Annotated in this window: 13 protein-coding genes; 2 read left to right on the top strand and 11 right to left on the bottom strand. The window is 69.5% G+C overall.

Annotation, left to right across the window (positions count from 1 at the left end):
* Window positions 1-181: 181 nt before the first annotated feature.
* Together ACNPM4_RS06100 and ACNPM4_RS06095 are read left to right on the top strand one after the other, a co-directional pair.
* Window positions 182-1777, top strand: a complete 1596-nt coding sequence (locus ACNPM4_RS06100; protein WP_448985073.1) for a sensor histidine kinase — start codon at window positions 182-184, stop codon at window positions 1775-1777.
* Window positions 1774-2913 (top strand): hypothetical protein, encoded by a 1140-nt coding sequence (locus ACNPM4_RS06095; protein ID WP_448985072.1) that lies wholly within the window; start codon window positions 1774-1776, stop codon window positions 2911-2913. The genes ACNPM4_RS06100 and ACNPM4_RS06095 overlap by 4 nt, the downstream gene beginning before the upstream one ends.
* A gap of 49 nt (window positions 2914-2962) precedes the next feature.
* Here ACNPM4_RS06095 and csrA read toward each other — a convergent pair whose 3' ends face one another.
* The 11 genes from csrA to ACNPM4_RS06040 all read right to left on the bottom strand — a co-directional run.
* Window positions 2963-3214 (bottom strand): carbon storage regulator CsrA, encoded by a 252-nt coding sequence (gene csrA, locus ACNPM4_RS06090; protein ID WP_105711647.1) that lies wholly within the window; start codon window positions 3212-3214, stop codon window positions 2963-2965.
* A gap of 4 nt (window positions 3215-3218) precedes the next feature.
* Window positions 3219-5279 carry a flagellar biosynthesis protein FlhA gene (locus ACNPM4_RS06085; protein ID WP_448985071.1) on the bottom strand — a complete coding sequence of 687 codons (2061 nt, stop codon included), beginning with the start codon at window positions 5277-5279 and terminating at the stop codon, window positions 3219-3221.
* The gene (locus ACNPM4_RS06080; protein ID WP_448985070.1) at window positions 5276-6367 is read right to left on the bottom strand and encodes an EscU/YscU/HrcU family type III secretion system export apparatus switch protein; all 1092 of its coding nucleotides are present in this window, start codon (window positions 6365-6367) and stop codon (window positions 5276-5278) included. Before ACNPM4_RS06080 ends, ACNPM4_RS06085 begins: the two co-directional genes overlap by 4 nt.
* Window positions 6364-7125, bottom strand: coding sequence for a flagellar biosynthetic protein FliR (locus ACNPM4_RS06075; RefSeq protein ID WP_105711644.1), 762 nt, complete (start codon window positions 7123-7125; stop codon window positions 6364-6366). Before ACNPM4_RS06075 ends, ACNPM4_RS06080 begins: the two co-directional genes overlap by 4 nt.
* Window positions 7126-7129: 4 nt before the next feature.
* Complete coding sequence (gene fliQ / locus ACNPM4_RS06070; RefSeq protein ID WP_029261100.1) at window positions 7130-7402, bottom strand: flagellar biosynthesis protein FliQ; 273 nt, start codon at window positions 7400-7402, stop codon at window positions 7130-7132.
* A complete protein-coding gene (fliP, locus tag ACNPM4_RS06065; RefSeq protein ID WP_029261099.1) occupies window positions 7399-8214 on the bottom strand; it encodes a flagellar type III secretion system pore protein FliP in 816 nt (271 codons plus the stop codon). The genes fliQ and fliP overlap by 4 nt, the downstream gene beginning before the upstream one ends.
* The gene (locus ACNPM4_RS06060) at window positions 8211-8669 is read right to left on the bottom strand and encodes a FliO/MopB family protein (RefSeq protein ID WP_448985069.1); all 459 of its coding nucleotides are present in this window, start codon (window positions 8667-8669) and stop codon (window positions 8211-8213) included. The genes fliP and ACNPM4_RS06060 overlap by 4 nt, the downstream gene beginning before the upstream one ends.
* Before the next feature lie 32 nt (window positions 8670-8701).
* The gene (fliN, locus tag ACNPM4_RS06055; RefSeq protein WP_448985068.1) at window positions 8702-9361 is read right to left on the bottom strand and encodes a flagellar motor switch protein FliN; all 660 of its coding nucleotides are present in this window, start codon (window positions 9359-9361) and stop codon (window positions 8702-8704) included.
* Window positions 9358-10290: a flagellar motor switch protein FliM gene (locus ACNPM4_RS06050; protein ID WP_448985067.1), complete on the bottom strand. Its 933-nt coding sequence runs from the start codon at window positions 10288-10290 to the stop codon at window positions 9358-9360. Before ACNPM4_RS06050 ends, fliN begins: the two co-directional genes overlap by 4 nt.
* A 46-nt stretch (window positions 10291-10336) precedes the next feature.
* Window positions 10337-11146 (bottom strand): flagellar motor protein MotB, encoded by an 810-nt coding sequence (locus ACNPM4_RS06045; protein ID WP_448985065.1) that lies wholly within the window; start codon window positions 11144-11146, stop codon window positions 10337-10339.
* Window positions 11143-11699 (bottom strand): motility protein A (locus ACNPM4_RS06040; RefSeq protein WP_448985064.1); only part of this gene is annotated, 557 nt, incomplete at its 5' end. The genes ACNPM4_RS06040 and ACNPM4_RS06045, both read right to left, overlap by 4 nt.

Raw genomic sequence — 11699 nt, 5'->3', positions numbered from 1 at the left:
CCGCGGCCCCGGTGCCTGCGAATCCCCATTCGCGTGGCCCCAGCGTCTGCGTTGTTCCCCAGTCGCAGTGTCGGCCCCCACTCAGAATGCTAGGGCTGTGGGGGTGCCTGAAGAGCTGGCTCCCGCGATCTTTGAGTAATCTTGCGGTAAAGCTGAGGTTCTTGGGGGAGGGCGAGCGTCGATGATCCGTACCGTGTCGATCTGGCGCTGGCAATTGGTCTTCACCGGCAGCATGGTGGCGATCGTCGTGATGGTCGCAGCCTTCAAGCCGCAGACTCTCGGCATACCCTTCTTCCTCGCGGGGATCACGCTGATCGTCGTCACGACCATCGCGACGCTGCTCGTCCCGTGGCACCGCCTCCCCCCGAACGCGGTGACCGTCGTGCCGTTCCTCGACGCGCTCGCGGTGGGCTTGACCACCAACGCTCCCGACCTGCGGCTCGGGTTCCTGTGGGTCTTCCCGGTCGTGTGGCTGGCGTCGTACTTCACGATGCCGTGGGTGGTGGGAGGCATCGCCTTCATCGGCCTCTGTCTGGTGGTGTTCTCCGATCGCACCGGCACGCCGGCCGACGTTCTGCTGCGCGTGCTCACCGCGATCATCACGCTGGGCTTCCTCGGGGTGACGGTCCGCATCGGGGCGCAGCGGGCGCGTGCCTCCCGGCGGCTCCTCCAGCGTCGCTCCGAGCAGATCAACCGCGCCGCGGAGCGTGCCGAGACCAATCAGCATCGGGTGACGCAGATCATCGATGCGCTCGGGGTGGCCCTCGTCGTGGTCACGGCGGAGGGACGCATCCTGCAGATGAACGATGCCTACCGGGTGCTGTACGGGCGGGATCGCTTCGGAGCCGCACTGCCCACGGCGGCCGTGGAGTACGACGGACGGCGCGGCGCGACCGTGCCCCCCGAGCGCACGACCCTCGCCAGGGCGGCCGCCGGCGAGCAGCTGCAGGACGAGCGCGTCTGGCTCTTCGACGGCACCGGCAAGTGGCGTGCGCTGGAGGTGACGACGCAGACGGTGGCCAGCGCGAAGGCGCGCGACCAGATCACGCTCGTCGTCATCGACGACGTCACGATGCTCCTCGAAGCAGCAGAGGAGCGCCGCGCACTCACCGCGATCGTCTCCCACGAGCTGCGCAATCCCCTCACCGCGATCGTCGGCCACGTCGACCTGCTGCGCGAGCGCGAGGATCTGCCGGGCCGGGTCCCCGCGCAGCTCGAGGTCATCGCCAATGCCGGAGAGCGGATGCAGGAGCTCGTGACGACCATGCTGGACCAGACCGTGCCGCCGACCGAGGACCCGTTCGAGCCTGTGGACCTTCGTCAGATCTTCGATGCCGCCGCCGCATCCGCTGCGCCGCTGATCGCGGTGAATCGCCAGGTGCTGGAAATCGTCGGCGTGGATGCCCTCATCATCCACGGGGATGCCTTCCGGCTGCGTCAGGTGCTCGACAATCTGCTCAGCAACGCCGTCAAGTACACGCCCTCCGGTGGGCGCATCACGGCCCGGCTGCGGGCGATGGGTGCGCAGGCCGAGCTCGTCCTCTCCGACACGGGCATGGGCATCGCGCCGGATGAGCTGCCCCGGCTGTTCGAGCCGTACTTCCGTTCCGACGCCGCCATCCGCGGCGGCATCGCCGGCACCGGTCTCGGCATGGGCATCGCCCGCGAGATCGTGGTCGCCCACGAGGGCACCATCGAGGTCACGAGCGAGGTGGGGCAGGGCACCACCGTCACACTCCGTTTTCCCCGCCGTCGTAAGAAAGAGGTGCAGGCATGACGCCTCTCGTGCCCGTGAACGTCGACATCACCACGAGCATGGTCGCGGTCGTCACCGTCCTGACGGTGCTGGTGCTCGGCCTCGCCACGCTCGCCCGCCCTTCGCGGGCGACGGTGATCTGGGGTGCCGCGTTCGGGCTCGGCATGCTCGGTGCGTACCTCTGGCTCGCGGGGCACCAGAACGACTTCCAGCCGCTTCGCAGTGCGGCATCGGCGCTGCTGCTCTGCTTCGAACCGCTGATCTGGATCGGTCTGCGGGTGCACCTCGGACGACGCGCTCCCTGGTGGATCGTGGTGGTGTTCGTGGCCGTCGCTCCCGTGTTGCTCGTCGCGACATCGGACTCGCCCTGGTATCTGTCCGCTTTCAACCTCGTCTTCGTCGGCAGCGGCGTCTTCGCCGGTCTCGTCGCCTACGAGCTGCTGCGCAGGCAGCCGGTCTCGCGGGACATCATTCTCCCGCTCGCCCTGGCGTCCTGCGGCTTCGTGATCGTGTCGGTCGCCAGCGCGATCAGTGCGCTCACGATCGGCACGGCGAGCTCCGCGGAACAGCTGGACGCCCTGCGCGGCATGAACGCCGTCGGCACCATCGTGGTGTCGACCTGCGCGGCCTTCACGCTCGTGCTGCTGGTGCGGGCGGGGGAGTCCCGACCCACCGAGACGGATGGGATCGCGCAGCGCGCCCGTCGGCGGCTCCGGAAGGCGGAGGCGCAGAACGACCACGGCTGGTCGATTCTCGAGGTGCGTCTGGACGACCCCGCCGACCTCCGCGAGGCGATGTCGGGCTCGGAGTTCGCACGCATCGTCGATCGCTTCCACGACGACATCCAGGAGGCGCTCCCGCCGCTGGCCGATGCCGAGCGCATCGCCGACGACCGTGCCGTCGTGGTGATCCGTGCGAGCGATGAAGCGGTCAGGTTCCATGTCAGGGCGGTGCTGAGCCGGATCTCCGACATCGACCACGACCGGGCCGTCGGTGGCGTCCGCGCCTCCGCCAGTATCGGTTGGGCCACGGCCGACACCTGCGGCTACGACTACGACGTGCTGGTGGCCGCTGCAGGACGGGCGGCGGCGCGGGCACGAGAGGCCGGTGGCGATCAGTGGAAGCGAGCGGCCGAGGCCGACGCGACGGTCGCCTGAGAGGTCGAGGTCGTCGACGGCGGACGACGATCCTCCGTCCGTATGCGAGTCAGGACGGGCGCGACTCGCGGCCACGGGCGAGGGCGGCGACGATCGCATCCTCGGCATCGGCGCCGGTCTCGGCAGCGGCGGACACGTTCTCCGCGACCACGGCCTCGATGATCTCGGTCCGCTGGATGCGCGTCTCTCGCGGCGCCTTCACGCCGATCCGCACGCTGTCGCCCTTGATCTCGAGCAGCGTGATCTCGATGTCGCCGTCGATGCGCACGCTCTCACCGATCCGCCTCGTCAAAACCAGCATTCGTTCAGCCTACTGCCGCGGAGACGGCGCCGATCGACGGGGCCACGGCGTCACGGACGACACCGACCGTCTCGATGGTGAGCGCGGCGGACGTCGCCTCCGTGTAGGAGAGCACGGGGAGGCCGTCGGTCTGCGCAGAGACGAGTCGTCGCACGGCCGGACGCAACGACGGAGCGCACACCAGCACCGGCTCTCCGCCCTCGCGAACCGAGGAGACGGCCTGCTTCACGGACTCCACGACGGACTCCATGCGCTGCGGGTCGAAGACGATCTGCGTGCCCTCGTCGCCGGGACGCAGGTTCTCGAGCATCGCCTGCTCGAGGAGCGGGTTGATCATCACGACGCGGAGGATGCCCGCGTCGGCGAAGCGCGCCGCGATCGCCGGGCCGAGCGCGGCCCGCGCCGCCTCGATCAGTCCTTCCGGGTCGGTCGACGTCCTGGCGCGCAGCGCGAGCGCCTCATAGATCCGGCTCAGGTCGTTGATCGGCACGCGCTCGGCGAGGAGACCCTGGAGCACGCGCTGGATCTCGGCCAGCGACAGCAGGGCGGGCGTGAGTTCCTCGACGGCGGCCGGGGAGGCCTGCTTGAGGGCGTCGGTGAGCTGACGGACGTCCTCGCGGCTCAGCAGACGCGCGGCGTGGGCGTGGATCACGCTGGAGAGGTGCGTGATGATGACGCTGGCCCGGTCGATCACGGTGGCCCCGGCGAACTCGGCGCTGTGCCGCATCTCCAGAGGGATCCACTTGCCCTCCAGCCCGAACACCGGGTCGAGCGTGGCCGTCCCCGGAAGGGACTCCAGGCCCTGTCCGAGGGCCAGCACCGAGCCGATCGGTGCCGTGCCGCGCCCGGTCTCGACCCCGGCGATGCGGATCACATAGGTCGCCTGTGCGAGTTCGATGCTGTCGCGGGTGCGCACGGGCGGGGTGATCAGGCCCAGGTCGAGGGCGATCCGGCGGCGGAGTGCTTTCACGCGCGCCAGGAGGTCGTCCGGGCCGCCCGTGACCAGATCGACGATGTCGGGGGAGAGGAGGATCTCGAGCGGGTGCACCCGCATCTTCTCGATCAGCTCCTCCGGCTGGTCGGTCGGGGCGGCCGTCGGGGTCTGGGCGGCGATCGCCTCCTCCCGCTGTTGGTTCGCCTTGATGCGCTGCGCGACGAGCAGCAGGAGGGCTCCGATCGCGACGAACGGCAGCATCGGCATGTGCGGGATGAGCGACATGATGATCGCGGCGCATCCCGCGATCATGAGCGCGTTGCGGGACTGCCCGAGCTGCGCCGATGCCGCCGTCCCCATCTCGGCCTCGGCCGTGGAGCGGGTGACGATCATGCCGGTCGAGACGGCCATCAGCAGGGCCGGGATCTGCGTGACGAGCCCGTCGCCGATCGTGAGCAGGCTGTACGTGCTCACGGCCTCGTCGATCGCCATGCCGTGCTGCACGATGCCGATCGCGATGCCGCCGATGAGGTTGATGATGATGATGACGAGGCCGGCGATCGCATCGCCCTTCACGAACTTCGACGCACCGTCCATGGCGCCGTAGAAGTCGGCCTCCGCGGCGACCTCCGCACGGCGTTCGCGGGCCTCGGCATCCGTGATGAGTCCGGCGTTGAGGTCGGCGTCGATCGCCATCTGCTTGCCGGGCATGGCGTCGAGCGTGAACCGGGCGCCGACCTCGGCCACGCGCTCCGCGCCCTTGGTGACGACCACGAACTGGATGACGACGAGGATGAGGAACACCACGGCGCCGATGATGAGCGAGCCGCCGACGGCGATCGCCCCGAACGCCTCGATCACCTGACCCGCATACGCCTCTCCGAGCACCAGACGTGTCGAGGCGACGTTCAGCCCGAGCCGGAACAGAGTCGCCACCAGCAGCAGCGAGGGGAACACCGAGAAGTCCAGCGGCTTCTTCACGAACATCGACGTGAGCAGGATCACGAGCGCGAACATGATGTTCAGGATGATGAGGATGTCGAGCAGGAACGGCGGCACCGGGACGACGAGCAGCATGATGATGCCGACGACCCCGATGGGCACCATGAGCTTGACGAACAGCTGTCTCATGCGGTCCTCCGGTAGGGAAGGGTGTGGATGCCGCGGGCGGCGCCGCGCCGACGCAGCGCGTCGACGAACACCAGCACGCGCGCGACGGCGTTGTACAGGTCTTCGGGGATCTCTTGGCCGAGCTCGCACGCGGCGTGCAGGGCGCGGGCGAGCGTGACCTCGCGCACGAGCGGCACACCGGCGCGCACGGCCTCGTCACGGATGCGCTCCGCGATCACACCGCTACCCTTCGCGACGACCTTGGGGGCCGCGCGACCGGGCTCGTATCGGAGGGCGATCGCGATGTGCGTCGGGTTGACGACCACGACATCCGATCCGGCGACCGCGGCGATCATGCGGTTGCGGCTGGCGGCGAGCTGTCGGGACCGCCGCTGCTGACGGATCAGCGGATCGCCCTCGGAGTTCTTGCTCTCGTCGCGGATCTCGCGCTTGGTCATGCGCGTGTGCTTGCGGTTGCGGCGCATGACGACGAACATGTCGATCGCGGCGAGGACCAGACCGACGGCGATCGCGGTCTGCAGCAGGGCGGCCGTGCCCTCGGATGCCGTGCCGAGCAGGCGCGAGATCGAATGGGCGCCGCTGGCGGTGAGCACCGGCATCAGACCGGCGATGACCACCCAGAGCGCGATGCCGATCGCCGCGGTCTTCAGCAGGGCTTTGGCGCCCTCCCACAGTGCCTGCAGGCCGAACACGCGACGGATGCCGCTGACGATGTTGAACTGCTCGAAGCGCCCGGTGAGCGGTTTCAGATGCACGCCGCCCTGGACCACGGCGCCGATCAGCGTGACGATCGCGACGGCGGCGAGCATCACCGCGATGGTCGGGAGCACCGAGCCGAGGCCGCGCTCCAATGCACCGAGCGCCGCCTCCGGAGTGGGGCTGAAGACCAGAGAGGTGACGGTGAGGAGCTGCTCGGTCCCGGCGCCTGCGCCGAGGGCGATCGCCGCGGGCATGGCGATCGCCGCGGCCCCGATGCCGAGCCACGCCGTGAGGTCCTGGCTGCGCGAGAGGCGCCCCTTCTTGCGGGCCTCGTTGAGGTGCTTGTCGGTGGCCTTCTCGCTGCGTTCCCCGGTGTCGGTGCCGCTCACTCGTGCACCCCCTGCATCATCTTCAGCGCCTGCCCGGAGAGGGCGTCGACGATGCCGGGGAGCACCGCGTACACGGCACCGGCCAGCAGCAGGGTGAGCAGGATCTTCACCGGGAAGCCCATCGCGAAGGCGTTGAGCGCCGGCGCGACCCGGGTGATCAGTCCGAGCCCGACGTCGGCGAGGAACAGCACCAGCACCAGGGGACCTGCGATCTGCACGGCGGCGAGGACCATCTGCGACACCCCGTCGATGAGGAGTTCGGCGGGCCCGGCCACCTCGAAGATGCCGTCGACCGGCACCGCCTCGAAGCTCCGGGCGAGACCGGCGAGGATCAGCTGATACCCGCCCGAGGCGAACAGCAGCGTGAGCGCGGTGATGTGGAAGAGCCGGGTGAACTGGGCGCCGTTCACGAGCGAGTGGGGGTCGAACGCCTGCGCGAGCTGGAAACCGCCGAAGACGTCGATCAGGCTGCCGGCCGCCTGCAGCGCCGAGAAGCACAGCAGCACGAGGAAGCCGAGCAGGGCTCCCGTGAGCAGCTGCAGCACCAGCGCTCCGAGGAATGGGCCGGTGTCGAGGTTCTCGTAGCCGGGAGCGACCGCGGTGCCCACGGCGAGGGAGAGGCCGATGGCGAGCATCGCCTTGACCCGCACCGGGATGGCGCCGTAGGAGAACGGCGGGGCGATCATGATGAAGGCGGTGATGCGCACGGCGGCGAGCATGGTCGCCTCGAGCCACGCGAAGTCGATGGGGATGAACACGCGGTCACCCGCTCAGCAGGGTGGGGATGCGGGCGAACATCTCGTTCGTGAAGGCGATCATCTCGGCGATCATCCAGTTGCCGGCGATGAGCAGCGCGATGCCGACGGCGACGATCTTCGGCACGAACGACAGCGTCACCTCCTGCACCTGCGTGATGGACTGCAGCAGCGAGATCGCGAAGCCGACCACGAGCGCCGTGACGAGCACCGGGGCGGCCAGCTTCGCGGCGATGATCAGGCCCTGGGTGCCGATGTCGATGACCGCTTCCGGGCTCATCCGACACCCCCGTAACTCTCCAGCAGGGCGCGGATGATGAGGCCCCAGCCGTCGACGAGGATGAACAGCAGGATCTTGAAGGGCAGCGAGATCATGACCGGCGGCAGCATCATCATGCCCATCGACATCAGCGCCGCGGCGACGACGAGGTCGATCACGAGGAACGGCACGAAGATGACGAAGCCGATGATGAAGGCGGCGCGGAGCTCCGAGATCATGAACGCCGGGATGAGGGTGTACATCGGCACGCTCGAGGGATCCTCGGGGTTCGGCTGACCCGCCATCCGGGTCATCAGGGCCAGGTCTTCTTCGCGCGTGAAGCGCAGCATCCACTCCTGCAGCGGCAGCTGGCCCACGTCGATCGCCTGCGTGAAGGTGAGGCTTCCGTCGATGTAGGGCTGCACGGCGACCGTGTTGATCTCGGTCAGCACGGGCCACATGATGAACAGCGACAGGAAGAGCGAGAGCCCTGCCAGCACCTGGTTCGGGGGGATCGTGGGCAGCGACAGGGCATTCCTGGTCATCGCCAGCACGACGAAGATCTTCGTGAACGACGACATCATCAGCAGAAGTGCCGGGGCGACCGAGAGCAGCGTGATGCCCAGCAGGGTCAGGATCGAACCCGAGGGGCCGCCGTCGACGCCGTTGATGTCGATCGTGACGCCCTCGCCCGGGTCGTCGGGGGTGACCTCGGCGTGGGCGGCGGTGCCGGTGAGCAATGTGAGCACCGCGACCAGGGCGAAGGCAGCGAGGAGGATCAGTGCGACCCGTCGCAGCGCGCGGCCGTCGACGACCCCACGGGACGCGCTCATCGCGTGCGCCGGATGGCCTCGGCGGTCTGCCGCCAGGTTTCGGGGGAGAGGATGGAGCCGCGCAGGGGATCGTTCCGATGACGCACCCGGCGCTGCGGAGCCGGCCGGGTCGGCGATGCCGCGGTCGTCTCGGTCAGGGCGGTCGCGGCGAGGATGCGGTCGAACTCCGCGGCATCGGATGCGGCGTTCGCGGTGGCCGCCGACCAGTGGGTGTGTGCATCGGGTTGCGCCGCGGTCTTCACCGGCAGCTTGTCGACGACGCTCACGCCGTGCTCGGTGACACCGAGGACGTACCGGGCGTCCTCGGTCTGGACCACGACGACCTGTGCCTTCGGACCCACGCCCTGCCGCCCGAGCACCGTGATGACCTCGCCGTCGCGCCGACGCGCCTGCGTGCGTGCGACGCGGCGCTGCAGGAACCACAGCACCCCGAGCACGGCGGCGAGTGAGAGCACGACCCGCAGGCCGAGCAGGAGGTCGTCCAGGGTCAGGCCTCGACGTTCTCGAGGATGCGGGTGATCCGCACCGCGTAGTCCTGGTCGACCACCACCACCTCGCCGTGCGCGATGATGCGGCCGTTGAGCTTGATGTCGGCCGGGGCGCCGGCGGAACGGTCGAGCTCGACGATGCGGCCGGGTTCGAGGTCGAGCACATCGCGCACCGACATGCGGGTGCGGCCGATCTCGACCGTGAGTTCCATCTCGACGCCGGCGATGCGGTGCAGACGCCGGGTCGAGCTCGATGCCGCCGCCGGAGCGCGGGTGACGACGACGGCGAGGCGTCCGACCGTGCGATCCGCATCGTCCTGCAGGTCGAAGAGCTGCGCGGTCGGGTTCGAGAAGAGCGGAGAGGCATCGCCGATCACGGCATCGCCGAGCGCGCCGGCTCCGAGCGCACTCGTCGAAGCTTCCAGCGCGTCGCGCAGCCGATCGGCGAGGGGTGCTCCGGAGAGCCCGTCGACCAGGGTCTCGGCGTCGAAGAGCTGCACGGCGAGCTGCGCGCTCGCCTCGCCGACGAACTGCACGACCACGGCGTCGCCGGTATCCCCGGACACCTGCGAGGCGCGGGCGGTGACGGGAGCGGCGGTCGGCAACGACGCGGCGAAGGCGGCCGCGACGGCCGACTCATAGGTGGTGGTGCTGGTCACGCGGGCTCCTCGGCGAAGACGGGATCGGGGACGGTGGTGGCGACGACGCACGCGAGACGGGCGCCGGCACTGCCCACAGCGGCGGTGGCGACGGTCTGATCGCCCACGGCGAGCAGCATCGGGCGATCGGCGGAGTGCGGGAAGGAGATGATGTCGCCGACGGCGAGGTCGAGCACCTCGCGGGGGAGCACGGCGCGCGGGGCCAGACGCAGCGAGAGCTCGATGGGGGAGACCTCGACCTGGCGTCGGACCAGGCCCGGCGCTGCGGCGCGTTCGGCGTCGGAGGTGCGCACGGTGAAGCCGGCGAGGACCGACGCCGGCAGCATGATGCTCACCGGCACCGCCCGACCCGCGAGGCGCATCGAGAAGCGGGCGACGATGACCGGTTCTCCCGATGCCGCGACCTGGGCGAACTGCGAGCTGTACTGGATGCCGCTCACGGTGACGCCGGCGGGGAGCAGTCCGTCCAGGGAACCGGTCAGGTGCTCGAGCGCGTCGACGATGAGAGAGCGGATCAGTGCCTGCTCGATCGGGGTGAACGTGCGGTCCTCCGACGTCGCGGACGCTCGTCCACCGACCATCTGCACGATCCAGGTCGTGGCGGCGGAGGTCGGCAGCTGCACGATGAGCCGCTCGTCGGACTCGGGCAGCGCGCACACGATCAGGGTCGTCGTGGTCGGCAGCGAGGCGGCGTACTCGCCGTACGTCAGCATCCCGACATGCTCGACGGCGATGGTGGCGCGCACGTGGATCTTCGCCGAGAGCTGCGCCGACCACTGCCGGGAGAACGTCTCGAAGGCCAGCTCCAGGGCGCGGGTGTGCTCGCGCGACAGGGTCGCCGAACGGCCGAAGTCGTACACCTCGACTTCGGCGGTCTTCGACGCCGTCGCTGTGCGCACGTCGGAGCGCACGCTGTCCTCGATCACCACGAACCCGACTATCGGGTGGTGATCGACGTGCGTTAGAAGGGAACGGTCAGGAGGCCGGCTGCGCGGCCTGTGCTTCGGGGATGAGTGCTCGCACCTCCTCCGTCGCGTCGGAGAGGACGACGATGTCGACGCGCCGGTTCTGGGCCAGCGCCGCGGGCGAAGAACCCGCCGCGACGGGCCGCGTGTCGCCGAACCCGACCGACTTCAGGTGCGCCGGCGGGAGCCCGGACGATTCGACGAGGTGCCGCAGCACCTGTGTGGATCGACCGGCCGAGAGCTCCCAGTTCGTGGGGAACGGGGCGACCGATCCGCGGACGTCGGCGTGGCCTTCGACCGAGATCTCGTTCGGCGCGGTCACGAGGACGGAGCCGAGCGCATCGAGGACCAGCACCGCCTTCGAGCTGAGGATGGTGCTGTTCGTGGTGAAGAAGGTCTCGGCGCTGACGAGGCCGATCGTGAGACCCCGTTCGTCGATGGTGAAGGTGACGTCGGCCTCGAGGCCGTTCTCGGCGAGCACCGTGCGCAGCCGCTCGCGGAGGGCCGACAGCTCGTCGAACTCGGTCTGTGCCGCGGCCAGCTCGATGTCGGCGAAGTCCTCGCCCTTCTCGTCGACCAGCTCCGGCGGCACCACAACCCCGGTGACGGCATCCACATCTTCCGAGGGCTCCTGGCCGAAGCCGGTCGCGAGTGACGCGCTGAGGGCTTCGAACTTCTCCTGGTCGACGGTCGACATCGCGAACAGCACGATGAACATGCACATCAGCACGGTCACCATGTCCATGTAGGACGCCATCCACCGCTCGTCCGGACCGCTGTGCTCCTCCTGCGGCACGCGGCGACGGGCCCGGACGCTCACGGCGCGGGCTCCGTCTCCGTCTCCTCCGCGGCGCGGGTGCGGCTGCGACGGCCGGAGCGGGCGGAGGGGCGCTCGGACACGAGGGCCCGCAGGCGCTCTCCGACGAACTGCGGAGGGGCCCCGGCCTGGATCGCGAGCATGCCCTCCATGAGCACGGTCATGCGTTCGAGCTCGAGCTCGCCGAGACGCTGGAGGCGTCCGCCGATGGGCAGCCAGATGAAGTTGGCCGACAGGAGACCCCACAGTGTCGCCACGAATGCCGTCGCGATCATGGGGCCGAGGGTGTCCGGCTTGTCGAGCTTCTCCAGCACATGCGTGAGGGAGACGACGGTGCCGATGATGCCGACAGTGGGCGCGAAGCCGCCGAGCGTCATGTAGAAGCGTGAAGCGGTGCGGTTACGGGCAGCGGTCGAGGTGAGCTCATCCTCCAGCAGGGTTCGCAGGTCTTCGGCGTCCGTGCCGTCGGCGATGCTCTGCAGTGCCTGGCGCAGGAACGGGTCCTTCTCCTCCTCCAGCCCCTGCTCGAGAGCGAGGAGCCCTTCGGCGCGGGGGG

The organism is Microbacterium umsixpiens (assembly GCF_053543675.1).
Note: the sequence above shows the minus strand (reverse complement) of the source record. Positions and strands in the feature narration are given on the sequence as shown.

Excerpts from the sequence above, each read along its gene's own strand:
- fliQ (WP_029261100.1), bottom strand. The coding sequence starts at position 7,402 with ATGAGCCCGGAAGCGGTCATCGACATCGGCACCCAGGGCCTGATCATC.
- ACNPM4_RS06095 (WP_448985072.1), top strand. The coding sequence starts at position 1,774 with ATGACGCCTCTCGTGCCCGTGAACGTCGACATCACCACGAGCATGGTC.
- ACNPM4_RS06085 (WP_448985071.1), bottom strand. The coding sequence starts at position 5,279 with ATGAGACAGCTGTTCGTCAAGCTCATGGTGCCCATCGGGGTCGTCGGC.
- csrA (WP_105711647.1), bottom strand. The coding sequence starts at position 3,214 with ATGCTGGTTTTGACGAGGCGGATCGGTGAGAGCGTGCGCATCGACGGC.
- fliP (WP_029261099.1), bottom strand. The coding sequence starts at position 8,214 with ATGAGCGCGTCCCGTGGGGTCGTCGACGGCCGCGCGCTGCGACGGGTC.
- ACNPM4_RS06100 (WP_448985073.1), top strand. The coding sequence starts at position 182 with ATGATCCGTACCGTGTCGATCTGGCGCTGGCAATTGGTCTTCACCGGC.